The following is a 21337-nucleotide window of genomic DNA, read 5'->3' as shown; positions in this document are numbered from 1 at the left end:
GTCCCGATGTCCACGACCCTCTCCGACACCGCACTGGTCTTCGGGCGCTACGCTCGCCAGACCCTGCGCTCGAAGTTCCAGATCCTCTTCGGCATCCTGATGCCGCTGCTCTACCTGCTCTTCTTCGGCCCGCTGCTGACCGGCCTGCCGCTGGCCTCCGCCGGCAGCTCCTGGCAGGTGCTGGTGCCGGGCCTGCTGCTCCAACTCGGCCTGTTCGGCGCCTCGTTCTGCGGCTTCGCGATCATCATCGAGAAGAACCACGGGGTGGTGGAGCGGATGCGCGTCACCCCGGTCAGCCGGCTCGCGCTGCTCCTCGGGCGGGTGCTGCGCGACGCCCTGCTCTTCGTCTTCCAGGCCGTCCTGCTGGTCCTCGTCGCGCTGGCCATGGGGCTGCGCGCGCCGCTGACCGGGCTCCTCATCGGCTTCGGCTTCGTCGCGCTGCTGGTGGTGTCGCTCGCGTCGCTGTCGTACGCGCTGGCGCTGAAGGTCCGTACGCCCCAGGAATTCGGGCCGGTCATCAACGCGCTGACCATGCCGGCCATGCTGCTCTCCGGGCTGATGCTGCCGATGGCGCTGGGCCCCGGCTGGCTGGACGCGCTCTCCCACCTCATGCCGCTGCGCTATCTGGTGGACGCGGTGCGGGACGCGTACGTGGGCCGGTACGCCACCGCGCACATGCTGTACGGCGTCCTCGTCGCGCTCGGCCTCGCCGCGCTCGCCGTGACGGTCGGCACACGCGTCTTCCGGAAGGCCGGGGCATAACTACGCTGGCGGGATGGTCAATCTGACGCGCATCTACACCCGCACCGGCGACCAGGGCACCACCGCCCTGGGCGACATGAGCCGGACCGCCAAGACCGATCTGCGGATCGCGGCCTACGCCGACGCCAACGAGGCCAACGCCGTCATCGGCACCGCCATCGCCCTCGGCGACCTGCCCGAGGAGGTCGTCAAGGTCCTCGTCCGCGTCCAGAACGACCTCTTCGACGTGGGCGCCGACCTGTCCACGCCGGTCGTGACCGACCCGGAGTTCCCGCCGCTGCGGGTGGAGCAGAGCTACATCGACAAGCTGGAGGCGGACTGCGACCGCTTCCTGGAGCGGCTGGAGAAGCTGCGCAGCTTCATCCTGCCCGGCGGCACGCCCGGCGCGGCCCTGCTGCACCAGGCGTGCACGGTCGTCCGGCGCGCCGAGCGGTCCACCTGGGCGGCCCTGGAGGTGCACGGCGAGACCATGAACACGCTCACCGCGACCTACCTCAACCGCCTCTCCGACCTGCTCTTCATCCTCGCGCGAACGGCGAACAAGGAGCTGGGCGACGTGCTCTGGGTCCCCGGCGGCGAACGCTGAGCCCCCTCACTCACCCGGCCCCCGGCACCCCGGCACCGGCTGGGGGCCCGGGGGTCGCCCCCCGACAGACACAGCATCCTCGCGCGAACGGCGAACAAGGAGCTGGGCGACGTGCTCTGGGTCCCCGGCGGCGAGCGCTGATCAGGGCTTGGTCAGGGACCGGGGCCGCTCCCCCGCGGAGTCCCCGGTCCCGGCCGGCCCCGGCTCCCGCTCGCCCTTCTTCGGCCGCTTCGGCCAGATCGTGTACGTGAGGGCGATCAGCCCGTGAATGCCCACGACGCGGGCCACGCCGATCTGCCACATCCGCAGCGACGCGGTGTCGCCGTCCCCCACGTACAGGATGGCGGCCTGCAGCAGCCCGGCCGCGACCAGCCCCATCACCACCGTGCGCAGCCACAGCTTCCACTCGTGCACCGCGCGCGCCCGGCCGTACCCCGGCCCCGGCGGCTTCGGGCCGCCCGCGAACCGGTACGCGAACTGCCCGTCCGCCCACCGGATCGTGTAGTGGCCGTAGGCGACCGTGAAGCCGATGTAGACCGCGGCCAGGCCGTGCTTCCAGTCAGCCTGCGCACCGTTGCGCAGGTCGATGACCGTCACCACGAGCAGGACCAGCTCCAGCAGCGGCTCCGTCAGCAGCACGGCCGCCCCGGTCCGCGGCATCCGCGCCAGATAGCGCAGGGCCAGCCCCACGACCAGCAGCACCCAGAAGGCGACCTCGCACAGCACGACCAGTGTCACGATCACGGTCCGCTCCTTTCGCTCCCCTCCAGCCTCCGCGTCCCGCGCGCCCCTTTCGTCGTCGCCCGTGACGATCCGCGGCTGCATCCTTCGATGTACACGCCGCCGGCCGCGGATCGTCACCGGTAGGGAGGCCCGGACCGGCACCGCCGTGTTGGATGGCAGGGTGAGCCCTTCCGCCGCCCCCGTACGCCCGCACCGCGACGACGTCCTCATCGCGGCGTCCGGCCTGCTCGGCGGCGTCCTGCTGTGGTTCCTGGGACTCCACGGCGGCCCGCCGCTGTTCGGCCTGCCCGCCCAGCTCGCGCTGCTCGCGCTCGCCGCGATGTCCGGCGCCGAGCTGCTGCGCCGCACCGCACCCGGCACCGCGCTGGCCGTCGGCGTCGCTGCGATGGTCCTCGACGTCCTCACCGGCACGGTGATCGCCACCGTGCTGATGTTCACCGACGTGATCTACGCGGCCGTGATGTACGGCTCCCCGGCCGCTGCCCGCCGCATCCCGCGCGCCTGCGTCCTGGTCACCGTCCTCGCCACGCTGCTGCCCGTGGCCCTGCTCCGCGACCCGCAGGCGCTGCTCATCGGCGTCGCGGTCGGCGTCGGCACGATCGGCCCGGCCTGGACCGCGGTCCTCATCCGCGGCCACCGAGAGGCCGCACAGGCCGCCCGGCTGCGCGCCGAGCAGACCGCGCTGCTGGCCGAGCTGGACCGCCGGGAGGCGGTGCTCGCGGAGCGCGCCCGGATGGCCCGCGAGCTCCACGACATGGTCGCGGGCCACCTCTCCGCCATCGCCATCCACGCCACAGCGGCCCAGTCCCTCGACGACCCGGCGGCCACCGGCGACGCGCTCGGCGTCATCCGCGAGAACAGCGTGCAGGGGCTCGCGGAGATGCGCCGTCTCATCGGACTGCTGCGGGACGCGGGCGCCGCGGAGGCACCGGCCGCCACGCCCAGTCTGGAAGCGCTGGACGCCCTTCTGGAGCGGGCCCGCGGGCACGGCGCGGGCAGCGGCCTCACCTTCACCCTGGCCGACGAGCGGCCGCCCGGCGGCCCGCCGCTCGCCGCGCCGGTCGAGCTCGCCGCGTACCGCATCGTCCAGGAGTCCGTGACCAACGCGCTCAAGCACGCGGCGCCCGGCGAGGTGACCGTGCGCCTCGCCCGCGCCGACGGCGCCCTCTCGCTCACCGTCACCAGCCCCTACGGCCGCCGCCCCGGCCCCCGCGCGCCGGGCTCGGGCTCCGGGCTGGTCGGCATGCGGGAGCGGGCCGCGCTGCTGCGCGGCACGTTCGACGCGGCGCCCGACGGCGACGTGTGGCGCGTACGGGCGACCCTGCCCGCCGACGACGAGAAGGAGCACCCCCGATGACCGACCGCACCGACCGCCCGATCCGGGTGCTGGTGGCCGAGGACCAGTCGGCCGTACGCGCCGGTCTGGTGCTGATCCTGCGTTCGGCGCCCGACATCGAGGTGGCCGGGGAGGCGGCCGACGGCGAGGAGGCGGTCCGGCTGGCCGCGGCCCTCCGGCCCGACCTGGTGCTGATGGACGTCCAGATGCCCCGGCTCGACGGCGTCTCGGCCACCCGGGAGATCACCGGGCAGGGGCTGGCCGACGTGCTGGTGCTGACCACGTTCGACCTGGACGAGTACGTCTTCGGGGCGCTGCGCGCGGGCGCCGCCGGGTTCCTGCTGAAGACCAGCGACGCGGCGACGCTGCTGGCGGCGGTCCGTACGGTCGCGGCCGGCGAGGGGATCATCGCGCCCGCCGTCACCCGTCGGCTGATCGCGGAGTTCGCGGCGCCACGCCGGGCCGAGCCGGCCCCGGACACCGCCGTACTGGACGTGCTCACGCCGCGCGAGCGCGAGGTGCTGGGCTGCCTGGGCGAGGGGCTGTCCAACGCGGCCGTCGCGGACCGCCTGGACATGGCCGAGGCCACCGTGAAGACCCACGTCAGCCGGCTGCTGAACAAGCTGGAGCTGCGCAGCCGGGTGCAGGCGGCCGTGCTCGCCCAGGAACTCGGCCTCGGCCGCGAGCAGCCCTAGCACCGGGCCGGACCCGCGGCACTCAGCGGAAACGGCTCCCGGAAAACAGGAAACCCGGACAGTCGTCAGGCCACGTTGACCCTCTGTCCGGGTGGTGCCGCTTCCAGCCACGCGAGGAAGCCGGTGAGCGCGTCCTCGCTCATCGCCAGCTCCAGGCGCGTGCCCCGGTGCCGGCAGGCGAGGACGATGGAGTCCGAGAGCAGGGCGAGCTCCTCCTCGCCCTCCGGGCTGCGCCGCTCCAGTACCTCGATGGAGGCCCGCTCCAGGATGCGCCGCGGGCGTGGCGCATAGGAGAAGACCCGGAACCACTCGATGCGGTCACCGTTGTACCGGGCCACGCCGTAGATCCAGCCTTTGCCGCTCGGCTCGCCGTCCGGCGTGGTCACGCCCGCCGCGGCGGGCACGTCCCAGCGCAGGCTGCAGTCGAACGTGCCGCCGGACCGCTGGATCAGCCGCCGGCGCAGTCCGAAGACGAAGAGCCCCAGTAGTACCAGGACGACGACCGCGGCACTCACACACAGAGCGAGGACCATCTCCACCGACCTCCTCGCCTCGAATACGGGAAACGCACCTGCATCGGCTCAGCCGCGGACCGCTCTGGAGAACTCCAGCGCAGCCCGCGGCTGAGGGTAAAGCTCGTCTGTGACGGGGTTCAGTGAACGCCCGCCACCGCACGCAGCCGGACATCGGCGCGGCGCTCGGCGGCCGCGTCGGCCTCCGACTTCGCCCGCTCCAAGGCCCGCTCCGCGCGCTGGACATCGATCTCGTCCGACAGCTCGGCGATCTCCGCGAGCAGAGAAAGCTTGTTGTCGGCGAACGAGATGAAGCCGCCGTGCACCGCGGCGACGACCGTGCCGTCCCCGCTTTCGCCGGTCGTACGAATCGTCACCGGACCGGACTCCAGCACGCCGAGCAGCGGCTGGTGACCGGGCATGACGCCGATGTCGCCCGACGAGGTGCGCGCGACGACCAGGCTGGCCTCGCCGGACCAGACCTGACGGTCCGCGGCGACCAACTCGACGTGCAGCTCAGCCACGATGGCTCCTCGGGTCTTCACCTGCCGGGATCAGCAGATGTCGGGTCAAATACTAGTGGGCGTCGGCGCCGGGGGCGGCCACGGCCGCCCCCGGAACCGGAAGCCGGGGTCAGGAGACGCCCAGCTCCTTGGCGTTGGCCTTGAGGTCCTCCAGGCCACCGCACATGAAGAACGCCTGCTCGGGGAAGTGGTCGTACTCACCGTCGCAGATGGCGTTGAACGCGGCGATGGACTCGTCCAGCGACACGTCCGAGCCGTCGACACCGGTGAACTGCTTCGCCACGTGGGTGTTCTGCGACAGGAAGCGCTCGACACGACGGGCGCGGTGGACGACGAGCTTGTCCTCTTCGCCCAGCTCGTCGATACCGAGGATCGCGATGATGTCCTGCAGGTCCTTGTACTTCTGCAGGATCGTCTTCACGCGGGAGGCGCAGTCGTAGTGCTCCTGCGTGATGTACCGCGGGTCCAGGATGCGGGACGTCGAGTCCAGCGGGTCCACCGCCGGGTAGATGCCCTTCTCCGAGATCGGACGCGACAGAACGGTCGTGGCGTCCAGGTGCGCGAAGGTGGTCGCCGGCGCCGGGTCGGTCAGGTCGTCAGCGGGGACGTAGATCGCCTGCATCGAGGTGATCGAGTGACCACGGGTCGAGGTGATGCGCTCCTGCAGGAGACCCATCTCGTCCGCCAGGTTCGGCTGGTAACCCACCGCGGAGGGCATGCGGCCCAGCAGGGTGGACACCTCGGAACCCGCCTGGGTGTACCGGAAGATGTTGTCGATGAAGAAGAGGACGTCCTGCTTCTGGACGTCACGGAAGTACTCCGCCATCGTCAGACCGGCCAGCGCGACCCGCAGACGGGTGCCCGGGGGCTCGTCCATCTGGCCGAAGACCAGCGCGGTCTTGTCGATGACGCCGGAGTCCGTCATCTCCTCGATCAGGTCGTTGCCCTCACGGGTGCGCTCACCGACGCCCGCGAAGACCGACACACCGTCGTGGTTGTTGGCCACACGGTAGATCATTTCCTGGATCAGAACGGTCTTGCCGACACCGGCACCACCGAACAGACCGATCTTGCCGCCCTTGACGTACGGGGTCAGCAGGTCGATGACCTTGACGCCGGTCTCGAACATCTCGGTCTTGGACTCGAGCTGGTCGAAGGTCGGGGCCTTGCGGTGGATGGGCCAGCGCTCGGTGACCTCGGAAGCCGCCTCGGGCTTGTTGAGGATCTCGCCGAGGGTGTTGAACACCTTGCCCTTGGTGACGTCGCCGACGGGGACGGTGATGCCCGTGCCGGTGTCGGTCACCGTGGCCTGGCGGACCAGACCGTCGGTGGGCTGCATCGAGATCGCGCGGACCAGGCCGTCGCCCAGGTGCTGGGCGACCTCGAGGGTCAGCGTCTTCTTGGCGCCGGCCTCGGCCGGGTCGGCGACCTCGACGGTCAGCGCGTTGTAGATGTCCGGCATCGCGTCGACGGGGAACTCCACGTCGACGACCGGGCCGATGACCCGCGCGACGCGGCCCGTCGCCGTGGCCGTCTCAACAGTGGTGGTCATAGTTGTCAGTCACTCCCCGCGGTCGCGTCGGCCAGTGCGCTCGCGCCACCGACGATCTCGCTGATTTCCTGGGTGATTTCGGCCTGGCGGGCCTGGTTGGCAAGCCGCGAGAGCGACTTGATGAGCTCTTCCGCGTTGTCCGTCGCCGACTTCATCGCGCGCCGGCGGGCGGCGTGCTCGGAGGCGGCGGCCTGCAGCAGCGCGTTGTAGATGCGCGACTCGACGTACCGCGGCAGCAGGGCGTCCAGGACGTCCTCCGCCGACGGCTCGAAGTCGAACAGCGGCAGCAGCTCGGTCGAGGCCTGCTCGTCCTCGTCCTTCGCGTCGAGGCTGAGCGGCAGCAGCCGGTCCTCGATCGGCGTCTGCGTCATCATCGACACGAACTCGGTGAAGACGATGTGCAGCTCGTCCACGCCGCCCTCGGCCGTGTCCTGCTGGACGGCCTCGATGAGCGGTGCGGCCACGGCCTTGGCGTCCGCGTACGTCGGGCTGTCGGTGAAGCCGGTCCACGACTCCACGACCTTGCGCTCGCGGAAGGCGTAGTACGAGACACCCTTGCGGCCGACGATGTAGGTGTCGACCTCCTTGCCCTCGCCCTTGAGCCGCTCGGTGAGCTGCTCGCCGGCCTTGATGGCGTTGGAGGAGTAGCCGCCCGCCAGACCGCGGTCGCTCGTGATGAGCAGGACCGCGGCCCGGGCCGGCTTCTCCGCCTCGGTCGTCAGCGGGTGCTGGGTGTTCGAGCCGGTCGCAACCGCCGTCACCGCGCGGGTCAGTTCACTCGCGTACGGCGTCGATGCCGCCACCTGGCGCTGCGCCTTGACGATGCGCGAGGCGGCGATCATCTCCATCGCCTTGGTGATCTTCTTGGTCGCGGTGACGGAGCGGATGCGACGCTTGTAGACCCGGAGCTGGGCTCCCATGGATCAGGTCCCTTCCGTCGTCACTTGGCGGCGCTGACCGGGGCGTCCTCACCGAGCAGCTTGCCGTCCGAGGTCTCGAACTGCTGCTTGAAGGTGGAGACCGACTCGGTGAGGGCCTGGATGGTGTCGTCCGACATCTTGCCGCCCTCGACGATGCTGGTGAGCAGCTCCTTCTTCTCGCGGCCCATCCAGTCCAGCAGCTCGCGCTCGAAGCGGCGGATGTCCTCCACCGGGACGTCGTCCATCTTGCCGGTGGTACCGGCCCAGATGGAGACGACCTGCTCCTCGACGGGCATCGGCTGGTACTGGCCCTGCTTGAGCAGCTCGGTCATGCGCTGACCACGGGCGAGCTGGGCCTTCGAAGCGGCGTCCAGGTCGGAACCGAAGGCGGCGAACGCCTCCAGCTCACGGAACTGGGCGAGGTCCACGCGGAGGCGGCCGGAGACCTGCTTCATCGCCTTGTGCTGGGCCGAGCCACCGACTCGGGAGACGGAGATACCGACGTTCAGCGCCGGGCGCTGGCCCGCGTTGAACAGGTCGGACTCCAGGAAGCACTGGCCGTCGGTGATGGAGATGACGTTGGTCGGAATGAACGCCGACACGTCGTTCGCCTTGGTCTCGACGATCGGCAGACCGGTCATCGAACCGGCGCCCATGTCGTCCGACAGCTTCGCGCAGCGCTCCAGCAGACGCGAGTGCAGGTAGAAGACGTCGCCCGGGTAGGCCTCACGGCCCGGCGGACGGCGCAGCAGCAGCGAAACGGCGCGGTAGGCGTCGGCCTGCTTCGACAGGTCGTCGAAGATGATCAGGACGTGCTTGCCCTGGTACATCCAGTGCTGGCCGATGGCCGAGCCGGTGTACGGGGCGAGGTACTTGAAGCCGGCCGGGTCGGACGCCGGAGCCGCGACGATCGTCGTGTACTCGAGGGCGCCGGCCTCCTCCAGGGCACCGCGCACGGAGGCGATGGTGGAGCCCTTCTGGCCGACCGCGACGTAGATGCAGCGGACCTGCTTGTTCGGGTCGCCCGAGCGCCAGTTGTCGCGCTGGTTGATGATGGTGTCGACGGCCAGCGCGGTCTTGCCGGTCTGGCGGTCGCCGATGATCAGCTGACGCTGACCGCGGCCGATCGGCACCATCGAGTCGACGGCCTTGTAGCCGGTCTGCATCGGCTCGTGCACCGACTTGCGGACCATGACGCCCGGGGCCTGCAGCTCCAGGGCGCGGCGGCCCTCGGACTCGATCTCGCCGAGGCCGTCGATCGGGTTGCCCAGCGGGTCGACGACGCGGCCGAGGTAGCCCTCGCCCACGGCGACCGAGAGCACCTCACCGGTGCGCTGCACCGGCTGGCCCTCCTCGATACCGCTGAACTCACCGAGGACGACCGCACCGATCTCGCGCTCTTCGAGGTTCAGCGCGAGGCCGAGGGTGCCGTCCTCGAACTTCAGCAGTTCGTTCGCCATCGCCGAGGGAAGTCCCTCGACCTTCGCGATGCCGTCACCGGCCTCGCTGACCGTCCCGACCTCCTCGCGCGAGGCCGCGTCCGGCTTGTACGCCTGGACAAAGTTCTCCAGCGCGTCCCGGATCTCCTCCGGCCGGATCGTGAGCTCCGCCATCTGGGTTCCCTGCTCTCCTTGTTGGGCCCGAAGTCTTCATGCGGGGTATGGGGCACCCCCGCCGCAGGCAGGGGGCGGGTTCGCCCCCTTGATCTTTCCCTGCGTACGGCCCAACTCGGGCCGCTGCTCATGCTGTTGAGTTGGTTGGCTGCCTCAGCCGGCCATCCGCCGGGTCGCCTCGTCCAGGCGCTCGGCGATGGTCCCGTTGATGACCTCGTCACCGATGCGCACCTGCACGCCGCCGAGGACCTCGGGGTCCACGTCGAGGTTCAGGTGGACCCGCCGGCCGTACAGCGAGGCGAGCGCAGCGCCCAGGCGCTGCTTCTGCGTCTCGCTGATCGGCACCGCGGAGGTGACCACCGCGACCAGCCGGTCCCGGTGGCGCGCGGCCAGCTTGGACAGGGCGTCCAGCCCCGCCTCCAGGCTACGGCCCCGCGGCTGTGCGACGAGTCGGACGACCAGACGCTCGGTCACCGGGTTGGCGCGGCCGCCCAGCAGCGAGCGGATCAGCTCGGCCTTGGCCGAGTCGTCCGCACGGCTGTCGGTCAGCGCGGCGCGCAGCTCGGCCGAGGAGGACACGATCCGGCCGAACCGGAACACCTCGTCCTCCACGTCGTCGAGCGCCCCGGCCCGCTGCGCGGCGACGAGGTCGGCGCTGTACGCCAGCTCCTCGATGCCGTCCACCAGGTCGCGCGACTGCGACCAGCGGGAGCGGACCATGCCGGAGACCAGATCGACGGTCTCGCCGCCGACCTGGCTGCCCAGCAGACGCCCGGCCAGCTCGGCCTTCGCCTCGCCGGCCTGCGCCGGGTCGGTGAGGACCCGACGCAGCGACACCTCGCGGTCGAGCAGCGCGGTGACGGCAGCCAGCTCCTCGGCGAGCTTCGCCGCGTCGACGGCCGTGTTGTCCGTCAGCGCGTCGAGACGCTCCCGTGCGGAGGCCAGTGCCTCGCGGCTCGCTCCGTTCATCGGCCGGCCTCGGCCTTCGCCGAGTCGGTCGCCGCCTTCGCCTCGAGCTCGTCGAGGAAGCGGTCGATCGTGCGGCTCTGCCGGGCGTGGTCCTCGAGGGACTCACCGACGAGCTTGCCGGCCAGGTCGGTGGCGAGCTTGCCGACGTCCTGGCGCAGCGTCTGCGCGGCCTGCTTCCGGTCCGCCTCGATCTGGGCGTGACCGGCGGCGATGATCTCCTCACGCTGCCGCTGGCCTTCCGCGCGCATCTCGGCGATGAGCGCGGCACCCTGCTCCTGCGCCTCCTGGCGCAGACGCGCGGCCTCGTGGCGGGCGTCGGCGAGCTGGGCCCGGTAGTCCTCCAGGACCTGCTGGGCCTCGGCCTGCGCGGCCTCCGCCTTCTCCATGCCGCCTTCGATCGCCGCACGGCGCTCGTCCAGAACCTTGTTGATGTTCGGGAGGAGCTTCTTGGCGAGGATGCCGAAGACGATGAAGAAGGCGACCAGGCCGATGACAAGCTCTGGGATCGGCGGAATGAGGGGGTTCTCGGGAACCTCCACCTCACTCGCCAGGGTGACCAGGGCGTTCACATCAATGCCTTCCGTCTAAAGGGTTCGTCGACGCGGCTCGGTTTACTTGAAAACGAAGCCCATGACGATGCCGATCAGGGCGAGCGCCTCACAGAAGGCGAAACCCATGATCTGGTTGGTGCGGATCAGGCCGGCGGCCTCGGGCTGACGGGCCAGGGCCTGGGTGCCGTTACCGAAGATGATGCCGACGCCGACGCCGGGGCCGATGGCGGCCAGGCCGTAACCGATCGCGCTGGCGCTACCGGTGAACGCGTCGGCGGAGGCGAGGGTCTGGAGAGCGGACATGCCGGTTCTTCCTTCTCTTTCAAGTACCGGTGGGGGTTGGCCACCGGACGTCTGTGGGTTGGGGGAAGCGGGGTGCTCAGTGGTGCTCGGCGAGCGCGCCCTGGACGTAGTTGCAGGCCAGCAGGACGAAGACGTACGCCTGGACGGCCTGGATGAAGACCTCGAAGGCGGTCATCACGATGGTCATCACGAACGAGGCGCCCGCGTAGGCGAAGCCCACGCCGTTGGCCAGGTAGAAGGTGGCGATCGTGAACATCACGATCAGCATGTGGCCGGCGAACATGTTCGCGAAGAGACGGACCGCGTGCGTGAAGGGCCGGATGATCAGGTTCGAGAGGAGCTCGATGATCATCAGCAGCGGGAGGACCCAGCCGAGCGACTTGTCGTAGCCGGTGAAGTTCTTGAAGGCACCGACGAAGCCGTGCTTCTTGAAGGTGAGGCCCACCCACAGGAGCCAGACCAGGAGGGCCAGACCCGCGGGGAAGGCGATGACCGACGTCACCGGGAACTGGGCGACCGGAATGATCGACCAGATGTTCATGATCCACACGAAGAAGAACAGCGCGACCATGAAGGGGACGTACTTCTCGCCCTCCTTCTTGCCCAGGGCGTCGTAAACGAGCCCGCGGCGCACGAAGTCGTAACCCGCTTCGCCGATCATCTGCAGCTTGCCCGGCACGACCTTGGCCCGGGCGAATGCGGCCCAGAAGAACCACACGACGACGACGGTGCTGAGCAGGGCCAGCAGCATCGGCTTGTTGAAGTTGAAGCTGCCGATCGAGAAGAGCGGATCGAAGACGAACGAGTGCAGGCCGGGAGCCTCGAAGCCACACCCTGGAATGAAGAGGTGGCACTCGGTGTTAAAGGCGAGCGTATTCAGGTCAGCACTCACCGCGAGCTCCTTCAGCGTGGCGCATAGGTACGGCAACCTCGTTGTGTCGGCGCGGCGTTGATCCGCGGAACGGCACTGGACTGGTCTTACGGATTTGGGGGCGGCACATCGGCACTGGGCCGGTTCGCATCACAGGCGGGGGCCGCAAGAGATGTTCGTCCTGCCCCGGGGGACTCGGGAGCCGCGCCGCCTGCGCCAACTGTGCCGCAGATGGCACCGGACGATAGCAGGCCCGCACGACTGCGTTTATCCCGGCCCTACGTCTCACGGCGTGGACCCCGCCGTTTCCGCGCTCTTGGCTTCGGCGGCATCGGGGTCGACGTAGAGAATCTTCGCCTTCATGTACCCGCGGGCCTGTGCGGCGATCCACACGAGAGTCGCCCCGAGCAGCGTGAACGCGAACGCCTTGGTGTCGAAAAGAGAGGTGTTCTTGAACGCCAGCAGGAAGACCGCGACGAACAGGATCTGCACGGCGTACAGCAGCAGCCCCATCATCTGGAAGAGTTCGGGGAACTTCTTCGCGGTCTGCTGGAGCACGACGAGGCTGAGGCCCATCACGAAGAGCACCAGCACCACACCGACCACGGCACCGAGGGCGCCCTTCCCGCCGGCGACCAGCGCGCTGATGACGACGCCGAGAACGCCGGCGACAAGCGTGGGCACGAGGGCACGAAGAAACAGGCGAGCGTCATTTGACTGCATGGCGGCGCTCCGGCGGGGTGGGGGCAGGTGTGCTCGCGGACGAGCGTAGACCCGGCAGGACGGCGAGCTGCCGAGCCGAGCGGCCCGACAGACTCGGGACTTACGGCTCTATCACCGGGTCTCGTGAACGGTATCACAAACTATTTGATGAGGTCTTTACCTACTTCGTGTGCTACCTGTCACACGTGAGCAGTACCCCGCGCGTTGGTGCACTGACGGGCGTCGGTTTGTGTGCTATGCGCACGGAATAGTCTGATTTCAAGTGTGGCGAACGCAATCTCGAACAGTCGTCGGAAAAATTTTCCGGTCCCCGCTTTTCAGCGCCGGCTGCCGACCCGCCACTCGGGGAACCGGGACCGGTCGCCGATCGCGGTGGCCCCGTGGATCCCGGCCGGCACGGGCTCCCGCTGCCCCTCACCCGGCTCCCCCGGCTCGCCCTGCTCGGCGCCCGCTCCAGAGGCCGGCGCGGCGGTGGCGCGCCGCCGGTAGCGGGGCGGCACCATCCGTTCGGCCCAGCGCGGCGCACGCGGCGTGAACCGCGGCAGCAGCAGGAGGACGAGGCCGACGGCGCTCAGCGCGACGATGCCGAGGACGATCCAGACGCTGGCGTTGTTCACCGAGTACGCCACCGCGCCGAACGCGATGAGCGCCGACCAGAAGTACATGATCAGCACGGCGCGGCTGTGCGAGTGGCCGATCTCCAGCAGCCGGTGGTGCAGGTGGCCGCGGTCGGCGGTGAACGGCGACTGGCCGTTCCAGGTGCGCCGCACGATCGCCAGGACCAGGTCGGCGAAGGGCACCGCGATGATCGTCAGCGGCAGCAGCAGCGGGATGTAGACCGGCACCATCGTGTGCACAGCGAGCCGCTCGGAGCCGGCGAACAGCTGCATGGCGTCCGGGTCCACCTGGCCGGTGACCGAGATCGCGCCCGCCGCCAGCACCAGCCCGATCAGCATCGAGCCCGAGTCGCCCATGAAGATCCGCGCCGGGTGCATGTTGTGCGGCAGGAAGCCCAGGCACATGCCCATCAGGATCGCCGCGAAGAGTGAAGCGGGAGCCGCCGCCTCCAGGCCGTAGCCGTACCAGATCCGGTAGGCGTACATGAAGAACGCGGCGGCCGCGATGCACACCATGCCCGAGGCCAGCCCGTCCAGACCGTCGACGAAGTTCACCGCGTTGATGGTGATGACGACCAGCGCGACGGTGAGCAGCGTGCCCTGCATCGGGGTCAGCGAGACGGTGCCCACACCGGGCACCGGGATCCACAGGATGGTCAGGCCCTGGAGGACCATCACGCCCGCGGCGATCATCTGGCCGCCGAGCTTGATGAGCGCGTCCACGCCCCACTTGTCGTCCAGGACGCCGAGGATCCAGATCAGCGCGGCGCCCGAGAGGAGCGCGCGCGGTTCGTTGGAGAACTCGAAGACGCTCTTGATGTTGGTGAAGTGGGCCGAGACCAGCAGACCCGCGCACAGACCGCCGAACATCGCGATGCCGCCGAGCCGCGGCGTCGGTTCGCGGTGCACGTCGCGAGCGCGGATCTCCGGCATCGCGCCGGCCGCGATCGCGAACTTCCGTACCGGCCCGGTCAGCAGGTAAGTGACCGCGGCCGTGACGCACAGCGTCAGCAGGTATTCACGCACGGGCTGCCCCATTGGTATCGCTGGCCATCACAGCCACACACCATATGCGTGTCCGCCCCCCAGCCGTGAATGTAGGTCAGGACGTTCCTCGCGCGCGGACGGTTCCCGATTCAGGCGTGTGGGGGATAAGGCGGGAAGTGCCGGACCAGTTCCGCGGTCCGCTCCCGGGCCGTGCCGTCCTCCCTCAGCGCCGCACCGATGAGCGCCCCGATGCGTGTCATCTCTGCTTCCCCCATTCCCTGGGTGGAAACGGCGGCGGTGCCCAGCCGGATGCCGGTCCGGCGCGTCGCGGCGTCCACCGGGCCGGGCAGCGCGCAGGTGTCCAGGACGATGCCGGCGGCGGCCAGCCGGCCGCGCGCCGTACGGGCGTCCAGGCCCAGCGGCGCGGTGTCCGCGGTGATCAGGTGCGTGTCGGTGCCCCCGGTGGTCACCGGCAGGCCCGCCGCCTCCAGCGCCTCCGCCAGGGCCCGCGCATTGGCCGTGACCCGCTGCGCGTACGCCGCGAACGCGGGCGTCGCGGCCTCCCCGAACGCCACCGCCTTCGCCGCCACGGTGTGCATCTGGGCGCCACCCTGGGTGAACGGGAAGACCGCCCGGTCGATCCGCTCCGCCAGGTCGGCGCCGCACAGGATCATGCCGCCGCGCGGGCCGCGCAGGACCTTGTGGGTGGTGGCGCACACCACGTCGGCGTACGGCACCGGGTTCGGCGCCACTCCCCCGGCCACCAGCCCGATCGGGTGCGCCGCGTCCGCGATGAGGTACGCGCCCACCTCGTCGGCGATCTCCCGGAAGGCCGCGTAGTCGATGTGGCGGGGGTAGGAGATCGAGCCGCAGACGATGGCCTTGGGGCGGTGCCGCACCGCCAGCTCCCGGATGGCCTCGTAGTCCAGCAGCCCGCTGTCCGGGTCCACGCCGTACCCCGTGAAGTCGAACCAGCGGCCGGAGAAGTTCGCCGCCGAGCCGTGCGTCAGATGGCCGCCGTGCGGCAGCGCCATGGCCAGCACGCTGTCCCCGGGGCGCAGCAGCGCCGCGTAGGCGGCCAGCACGGCCGAAGAGCCGCTGTGGGGCTGCACGTTGGCGTGCTCGGCGCCGAAGAGGGCCCTGGCGCGCTCCACCGCCGTCCGCTCGGCGAAGTCCACCAGCTCGCAGCCGCCGTGGTGCCGGGCGCCCGGATAGCCCTCGGCGTACTTGTTGGCGAGCGGGGAGCCGAGCGCGGCGAGCACGGCGGGCGAGGTGAAGTTCTCCGCGGCGATCAGCTGGAGGCCGTCGGCCTGCCGGGCGCTCTCCCCGAGCAGCGCGTCGGCGATCTGCGGGTCCTGGGCGCGCAGCTGCTCGAAGCCCGGTCCGCTCCAGGGCGGCGCGGCGGCGCTCGCGTGCGGCGGCCCGTCGCTCTGCTGCCGGGCCGGCCGGGAGTGGGTGGCGCTGCGGGTGGACGCGGGAGTCGCTGGCATCGCTCGCTCCGGGCCTCGTACGGGGGACGTACGTCCAATGTAGGCGCGGAACGGCGTGCGGGCGCGGTGTACGGCGTGACAGGGCGGCCGGGCGGGTGCCGGGCGGTGTGATGCGGCCACCCGGCCGGCGGGCGGCCACAGGGCCGCTCAGGCGCGTGCGGGGACTCCTGTGAGGGCCGTGACGACCGGGTCGAGGGCCTCGTTGATCTCGTCGCCGATGGAGCGGAAGAACGTGATGGGCGCGCCGTACGGGTCGTGCACCTCGTCGGCCTCGGCGTTCGGCGCCAGCAGCCAGCCGCGCAGCGCGGCCGCCGCGCCCACCAGCGCGCGGGCGCGGGCCACCAGGCCGCCATCGGGCAGCGCCGGGTCGGGCTCGGGCAGGGTGGCCGGGTCTATGGCCTTCACCAGCCGGTTGAACTCCTTGAGGGTGAAGGTGCGCAGGCCCGCCGAGTGGCCCATGGAGATGACCTGGGCGCGGTGGTCGCGGGTGGCGGTCAGCACCAGGTCGGCTCTGATGACGTGCTCGTCCAGCAGCTCACGGCCGATGAAGCCGTCCGGGTCGGCGCCGTAGTCGGCCAGCACGGTGGCGGCGTGGGTCTCCATCGGGGCGCCCTCGTGGCCCCAGGTGCCGGCGCTCTCCACCACGATCCCGCTGGTCAGCTCGGTACCGAGTCTGCGTTGCAGGCCATGGCGGTGCAGCCGCTCGGTGATCGGCGAGCGGCAGACGTTGCCGGTGCTGACGTGGAGGATGCGGAAGGTGTAGTCGTCCTGCGTTCCCGCTATGCCACGCCCCTGCGGGGCCATCAATTGGCCACCTCGAGCTCGGGTACGACCTTGCGCAGCTCGTCGGCGTCGATCGCGCCGGCCCGCAGCAGCCGCGGGGTGCTGCCGGTGACGTCGACGATGGAGGACGGCACGGCGGCCGGGGTGGGCCCGCCGTCGAGGTACACGGAGACGGAGTCGCCCAGCATCTCCTGCGCCGCGTCGCAGTCCTGCGGCGAGGGGCGGCCCGTGAGGTTGGCGCTGGAGACGGCCATCGGCCCGAACTCGGTCAGCAGCTCGATGGCCACGGGGTGCAGCGGCATCCGCACCGCGACCGTGCCGCGGGTCTCCCCCAGGTCCCAGGTCAGCGACGGCTGGTGCCGCGCGACGATGGTCAGCGCGCCGGGCCAGAAGGCGTCGACCAGCTCCCAGGCCTGCTCGGAGAAGTCGGTGACCAGTCCGTGCAGGGTGTTCGGGGAGCCGACCAGGACCGGCGAGGGCATGTTGCGGCCGCGGCCCTTGGCCTCCAGCAGATCGCCGACGGCCTCCGAGTTGAAGGCGTCGGCGCCGACCCCGTAGACGGTGTCGGTCGGCAGCACGACCAGCTCCCCGCGCCGGACCGCCGACGCGGCCTCGCGCAGGCCGGTCGCGCGGTCGGTCGCGTCGCTGCAGTCGTATCGCCGTGCCATTAGCGGGCCTCCTGATGCGGAAAGGTGGTGGGGGGTGGAGCGGCGCCCGGCGGCGGCCGGGGCCCGGTGGGAGCGTGCGGGTCCGGTCACGGCGTCGCCCTGCGGGCGGTCGCGAAGCGCGGCCGGTTGTTCAGGTCGGGGTGGTCGGCCGCGTCGGCCCAGCCGCGCTCCTCGGTGAAGATCCACGGCACCTGGCCGCCCTGGGTGTCGGCGTGCTCGATCACGACGACGCCGCCGGGCCGCAGCAGGCGGTGTGCGGTGCGCTCGATGCCCCGGATGGTGTCCAGGCCGTCCTCGCCGGAGAACAGCGCGAGCTCGGGGTCGTGGTCGCGTGCCTCCGGTGCCACGTGCTCCCACTCGGTCAGCGGGATGTACGGCGGATTGGAGATGACCAGGTCGACCTGGCCGTCCAGCTCGGGCAGCGCGGTCAGCGCGTCGCCCTGATGGAGAACGACGCGGGACCCCTCGACGTTCTTGCGTGTCCACACCAGGGCGTCCTCGGACAGCTCCACGGCGTGCACGCGCGAGCGCGGCACCTCCTGGGCCAGCGCGAGCGCGATGGCGCCGGAGCCGGTGCACAGGTCGACGATGAGCGGCTCGACGACGTCCATCGCGCGCACCGCGTCTATCGCCCAGCCCACCACCGACTCGGTCTCCGGGCGGGGCACGAAGACGCCGGGGCCGACGTGCAGCTCCAGGTACCGGAAGAAGGCGCGCCCGGTGATGTGCTGCAGCGGCTCGCGGGCCTCGCGGCGCGCGACGGCCTCCCAGTAGCGGGCGTCGAAGTCCGCGTCGGCCACCGTGTGCAGCTGGGACCGCTTGACGCCGTGCACGTGGGCGGCCAGTTCCTCGGCGTCGAAGCGCGGCGAGGGTACGCCGGCGTCGGCCAGCCGCTGGGTCGCCTGGGCCACCTCGGCGAGCAGCACGGACCGGGCCTTGGGCGCGCGGCCGGGCCGCTGCGGAACGCCGTGGCCCCCGGGAGACTGCTGCACTGGTCCTCCAGCCGGTACGTACTTCGGTCGTGCGGTGTGAAGCGGGCGCCGGGCGCCCGCGTCCGCGGTTACTGGGCGGCGGCGAGCTTGGCCGCCGAGTCGGCGTCCACGCAGGCCTGGATGACCGGGTCGAGCTCGCCGTCCAGCACCTGGTCCAAGTTGTACGCCTTGAAGCCCACCCGGTGGTCGGAGATCCGGTTTTCCGGGAAGTTGTACGTCCGGATGCGCTCGGAGCGGTCGACCGTACGTACCTGGCTGCGGCGCGCGTCCGACGCCTCCCGCTCGGCCTCCTCCTGGGCAGCGGCGAGCAGTCGGGAGCGCAGGATGCGGAGCGCCTGCTCCTTGTTCTGCAGCTGGCTCTTCTCGTTCTGGCAGGAGACGACGATGCCGGTGGGCAGGTGGGTGATGCGCACCGCGGAGTCGGTGGTGTTGACCGACTGGCCGCCGGGGCCGGAGGAGCGGTAGACGTCGATCCGCAGGTCGTTCGGGCCGATCTCGACCTCGACCTCCTCGGCCTCGGGCGTGACGAGCACGCCGGCGGCGGAGGTGTGGATGCGGCCCTGGGACTCGGTCGCGGGCACCCGCTGGACGCGGTGCACCCCGCCCTCGTACTTCAGCCGGGCCCAGACGCCCTGGCCGGGCTCGGTCTGTCCCTTGGTCTTCACGGCGACCTGGACGTCCTTGTAGCCGCCGAGGTCGGACTCGTTGGCCTCGAGGATCTCGGTCTTCCAGCCGAGCCGCTCGGCGTACCGCAGGTACATGCGCAGCAGGTCGCCGGCGAACAGTGCGGACTCCTCGCCGCCCTCGCCGGCCTTGACCTCGAGGATGACGTCCTTGTCGTCGCTGGGGTCGCGGGGGACGAGCAGCAGCCGCAGCTTGTCGGTCAGCTCCTCGCGGCGGGCCTCCCCCTCCTTGACCTCCTCGGCGAAGTCGGGGTCGTCGGCGGCCAGTTCGCGGGCCGTCTCGATGTCCTCACCGGTCTGCTTCCAGGCGCGGTAGGTGGCGATGATCGGGGTGAGTTCGGCGTACCGCTTGTTGAGCCGCATCGCCTCGCGCTGGTCGGCGTGGACCGCGGGGTCGGCGAGCCGCTTCTCGAGGTCGGCGTGTTCGCCGATCAGTTCCTCGACCGCCTCGAACATCGTGGTGTTCCTCTGCTGGCTGGGATGTACCGGGTGGGCCCGCGGCCGGGCGACCGGCGGGGTAGGGAAGGCAAAACGCCGGTCCGGTCGCCCCTGCGCAGGGGCGACCGAGAACCGGCGCCTTGTGGGTCGCTACTTCTTGCCGGACCCGGCGTTCTTGCCGAAGCGGGCCTCGAAGCGGGCCACGCGGCCACCGGTGTCGAGGATCTTCTGCTTGCCCGTGTAGAACGGGTGGCACTCGGAGCAGACGTCGGCACGGATGGTGCCTTCCGCAACGGTGCTACGGGTGGTGAACGACGCGCCGCAGGTGCAGCTGACCTGGGTCTCGACGTACTCCGGGTGGATGTCGCGCTTCAAGGGAATCTCCTATGGATCGGGAGGGCACCGGGTCGTGCTCGCGGGTTGCGTCACGTGAACCGGGGCCGACGGTCCAGTTTGCCAGTACTGGCCGCATCTCCCCAAACCGGGGGGCGGCTCCCGTTATTCCCCGCCCGGAGCGGGCGGGGAGCCGGGGCCGCCTCCTTCACCGTACGTAGTTGGCCGTGCCGCCCTTGTCGCCGGCCGAGTCCTTCGTGGCCGACTTCGGGATCGCCTTGTCCTCCCGCAGTGCCTTCCAGACCTGCTTGTTCTGGGCCTCCAGCGGCAGTACGCGGTTGGGGTTGTTCGGGTCGTAGGTCACCGGCAGCGTGGTCATCTTGATGTGGTCCGAGCCGATGCCCCCGAGGTCCTTGGCCAGGCCGACCAGCGCGTTGACCGAGTTCAGCTGGGTGTCGGTGGTGATCGCCTTGGTGGCGGTGTCCCCGATGTCGTACAGCTTCGTCGGGTTCGACAGCAGCCCCACGTCCTTGACCTGGTCCATCAGCGCCTTGATGAAGGTCTGCTGCAGCTGGATGCGGCCCAGGTCGCTGCCGTCGCCGCCGGGCACGCCGTGCCGCGTGCGGACCAGGCCGAGGGCCTGCTCGCCGCCCAGGGTGTGGGTGCCGGGCTCCAGGTCCAGGTGGCTGTCCGGGTCGTGGATCGCCTTCGTCGTGGTGATGTCGACGCCGCCGAGGGCGTCGATCAGCTTCTTGAAGCCGCTGAAGTCGACCTCGACGAAATGGTCCATACGGATGCCGCTCATGGACTCGACCGTCTTGACGGCACAGGCCGGGCCGCCGACCTCGTACGCGGTGTTGAACATGACGTTCTGCGCGCCCGGGGTCTCCTTGCCGCCCTTGGTGCACGACGGCCGCGAGATCAGGGTGTCCCGCGGTATGGAGACCACGCTGGCCTTCTTGTGGCCCTTGTAGACGTGCACGACCATCGCGGTGTCGGAGCGGGCCCCGCCCCCGTCGGTGCCGTACTTGGCGTTGGCCCCGGCCCGGGAGTCCGAGCCGAGCACCAGGATGTCCATCGAGCCGTTGTCGACGTCGTCCGGGCGGTCGCCGCCCAGCGCCGCGTTGATGTCGACGCCCTTGAGGTTGCCGTTCAGCTGGTAGTACACGAAGCCGAGTCCCGCGCCGCCCAGCAGTACGCAGCTGACCAGGGCACAGAGCGTGATCGTCAGTGCCCTGCGACGCCTGTTGGGTGCCTTGCGCCGGCGGCCGGTGGCGCGTACGCCGCGGGAACGGCTCGCGGCCGTCCGTGCGGCCCTGCTGCTGTCCGCCATCTGCTCCTCAGTCCTCGCTGCTCGGCTGGCCCCGCCGTCCCCGGCTGTCACGTCCTCTCACCGGTGGTGTCCCGCACCTTGTCAGACGGGAGGCATCCGGGAAGGGTTGCACAGACCGCCGGTGCCGCCCGGCCACTCCGGACGGGCGTGCCGAAGCCGGCGCACAGCCGTTCGCACCCCGCTCACCAGGGCTTTTTCCCGGCGCACCGGGCGCAGGACGGGACGTTTGCGGACTTTACGTCTGTGCGGAAGGTCTCAGGGCACGGCCGGGGAACGCCGAATGCGTCACACCATTTTCACGGCGCGTTCCCACCGCGTGACGGAACGGCGGAGCCCTCCCCGTCACGGGTGA

At 70.7% G+C, this 21337-nt stretch carries 23 protein-coding genes; 4 read left to right on the top strand and 19 right to left on the bottom strand.

What is annotated here, in order from left to right:
• The first annotated feature begins 6 nt into the window (after positions 1-6).
• Both C3486_RS10580 and C3486_RS10575 read left to right on the top strand, forming a co-directional pair.
• Positions 7-762 (top strand): ABC transporter permease, encoded by a 756-nt coding sequence (locus C3486_RS10580; protein WP_103832361.1) that lies wholly within the window; start codon positions 7-9, stop codon positions 760-762.
• Positions 763-775: 13 nt separating this feature from the next.
• Entirely contained in the window at positions 776-1348 is a 573-nt protein-coding gene (locus C3486_RS10575) for a cob(I)yrinic acid a,c-diamide adenosyltransferase (RefSeq protein WP_103832360.1), read from the top strand.
• 141 nt (positions 1349-1489) lie between these two features.
• Here the strand turns inward: C3486_RS10575 and C3486_RS10565 are convergent, their stop codons facing one another.
• Positions 1490-2092: a hypothetical protein gene (locus C3486_RS10565; RefSeq protein ID WP_103832359.1), complete on the bottom strand. Its 603-nt coding sequence runs from the start codon at positions 2090-2092 to the stop codon at positions 1490-1492.
• Positions 2093-2252: 160 nt separating this feature from the next.
• Here C3486_RS10565 and C3486_RS10560 point away from each other — a divergent pair, with 160 nt between their 5' ends.
• Together C3486_RS10560 and C3486_RS10555 are read left to right on the top strand one after the other, a co-directional pair.
• On the top strand, positions 2253-3449 hold the full coding sequence (locus tag C3486_RS10560; protein ID WP_258052697.1) for a sensor histidine kinase: 1197 nt from the start codon (positions 2253-2255) through the stop codon (positions 3447-3449).
• Entirely contained in the window at positions 3446-4123 is a 678-nt protein-coding gene (locus C3486_RS10555) for a response regulator transcription factor (protein WP_103832357.1), read from the top strand. Before C3486_RS10560 ends, C3486_RS10555 begins: the two co-directional genes overlap by 4 nt.
• 65 nt (positions 4124-4188) lie before the next feature.
• Here the strand turns inward: C3486_RS10555 and C3486_RS10550 are convergent, their stop codons facing one another.
• The 18 genes from C3486_RS10550 to C3486_RS10465 all read right to left on the bottom strand — a co-directional run bounded on the left by C3486_RS10550 (position 4189) and on the right by C3486_RS10465 (position 20985).
• Positions 4189-4656, bottom strand: a complete 468-nt coding sequence (locus C3486_RS10550; protein WP_103832356.1) for a DUF2550 domain-containing protein — start codon at positions 4654-4656, stop codon at positions 4189-4191.
• A gap of 119 nt (positions 4657-4775) precedes the next feature.
• Positions 4776-5159, bottom strand: a complete 384-nt coding sequence (locus C3486_RS10545) for a F0F1 ATP synthase subunit epsilon (protein WP_030258514.1) — start codon at positions 5157-5159, stop codon at positions 4776-4778.
• Between the two features lie 109 nt (positions 5160-5268).
• Positions 5269-6711, bottom strand: a complete 1443-nt coding sequence (gene atpD, locus C3486_RS10540; RefSeq protein ID WP_103832355.1) for a F0F1 ATP synthase subunit beta — start codon at positions 6709-6711, stop codon at positions 5269-5271.
• A gap of 5 nt (positions 6712-6716) precedes the next feature.
• Positions 6717-7631: a F0F1 ATP synthase subunit gamma gene (locus tag C3486_RS10535; RefSeq protein ID WP_103832354.1), complete on the bottom strand. Its 915-nt coding sequence runs from the start codon at positions 7629-7631 to the stop codon at positions 6717-6719.
• 20 nt (positions 7632-7651) lie between these two features.
• Positions 7652-9244, bottom strand: coding sequence for a F0F1 ATP synthase subunit alpha (gene atpA, locus C3486_RS10530; RefSeq protein WP_103832353.1), 1593 nt, complete (start codon positions 9242-9244; stop codon positions 7652-7654).
• A 153-nt stretch (positions 9245-9397) separates the two neighbouring features.
• Positions 9398-10213: a F0F1 ATP synthase subunit delta gene (locus C3486_RS10525; protein ID WP_103832352.1), complete on the bottom strand. Its 816-nt coding sequence runs from the start codon at positions 10211-10213 to the stop codon at positions 9398-9400.
• The gene (locus C3486_RS10520; RefSeq protein WP_103832351.1) at positions 10210-10782 is read right to left on the bottom strand and encodes a F0F1 ATP synthase subunit B; all 573 of its coding nucleotides are present in this window, start codon (positions 10780-10782) and stop codon (positions 10210-10212) included. The genes C3486_RS10525 and C3486_RS10520 overlap by 4 nt, the downstream gene beginning before the upstream one ends.
• A gap of 42 nt (positions 10783-10824) precedes the next feature.
• Positions 10825-11067, bottom strand: coding sequence for an ATP synthase F0 subunit C (atpE, locus tag C3486_RS10515; protein WP_030280712.1), 243 nt, complete (start codon positions 11065-11067; stop codon positions 10825-10827).
• A 76-nt stretch (positions 11068-11143) separates the two neighbouring features.
• Positions 11144-11959, bottom strand: a complete 816-nt coding sequence (gene atpB, locus C3486_RS10510) for a F0F1 ATP synthase subunit A (RefSeq protein ID WP_103832350.1) — start codon at positions 11957-11959, stop codon at positions 11144-11146.
• A gap of 264 nt (positions 11960-12223) precedes the next feature.
• The gene (locus C3486_RS10505) at positions 12224-12661 is read right to left on the bottom strand and encodes a hypothetical protein (RefSeq protein ID WP_103832349.1); all 438 of its coding nucleotides are present in this window, start codon (positions 12659-12661) and stop codon (positions 12224-12226) included.
• 317 nt (positions 12662-12978) lie between these two features.
• Entirely contained in the window at positions 12979-14316 is a 1338-nt protein-coding gene (locus C3486_RS10500) for an MraY family glycosyltransferase (protein WP_103832348.1), read from the bottom strand.
• Positions 14317-14414: 98 nt separating this feature from the next.
• The gene (gene glyA / locus C3486_RS10495) at positions 14415-15755 is read right to left on the bottom strand and encodes a serine hydroxymethyltransferase (protein WP_103832347.1); all 1341 of its coding nucleotides are present in this window, start codon (positions 15753-15755) and stop codon (positions 14415-14417) included.
• Between the two features lie 147 nt (positions 15756-15902).
• Positions 15903-16562 (bottom strand): protein-tyrosine-phosphatase, encoded by a 660-nt coding sequence (locus C3486_RS10490; protein ID WP_103832346.1) that lies wholly within the window; start codon positions 16560-16562, stop codon positions 15903-15905.
• On the bottom strand, positions 16559-17206 hold the full coding sequence (locus C3486_RS10485; RefSeq protein ID WP_103832345.1) for an L-threonylcarbamoyladenylate synthase: 648 nt from the start codon (positions 17204-17206) through the stop codon (positions 16559-16561). Before C3486_RS10485 ends, C3486_RS10490 begins: the two co-directional genes overlap by 4 nt.
• 86 nt (positions 17207-17292) lie before the next feature.
• The gene (gene prmC, locus C3486_RS10480) at positions 17293-18132 is read right to left on the bottom strand and encodes a peptide chain release factor N(5)-glutamine methyltransferase (RefSeq protein ID WP_103832379.1); all 840 of its coding nucleotides are present in this window, start codon (positions 18130-18132) and stop codon (positions 17293-17295) included.
• Positions 18133-18266: 134 nt separating this feature from the next.
• Positions 18267-19337 (bottom strand): peptide chain release factor 1, encoded by a 1071-nt coding sequence (gene prfA, locus C3486_RS10475; protein ID WP_103832344.1) that lies wholly within the window; start codon positions 19335-19337, stop codon positions 18267-18269.
• Between the two features lie 132 nt (positions 19338-19469).
• Positions 19470-19694, bottom strand: coding sequence for a 50S ribosomal protein L31 (gene rpmE, locus C3486_RS10470; RefSeq protein ID WP_103832343.1), 225 nt, complete (start codon positions 19692-19694; stop codon positions 19470-19472).
• A 166-nt stretch (positions 19695-19860) separates the two neighbouring features.
• Complete coding sequence (locus C3486_RS10465) at positions 19861-20985, bottom strand: LCP family protein (protein ID WP_103832342.1); 1125 nt, start codon at positions 20983-20985, stop codon at positions 19861-19863.
• Positions 20986-21337 lie beyond the last annotated feature (352 nt).

This window comes from Streptomyces sp. Ru73 (assembly GCF_002920575.1).
In the GTDB taxonomy this organism is placed as follows: domain Bacteria; phylum Actinomycetota; class Actinomycetes; order Streptomycetales; family Streptomycetaceae; genus Streptomyces.
The sequence above is the reverse complement of the archived record's forward strand: the minus strand, read 5'-3'. Positions and strand labels throughout refer to the sequence as shown.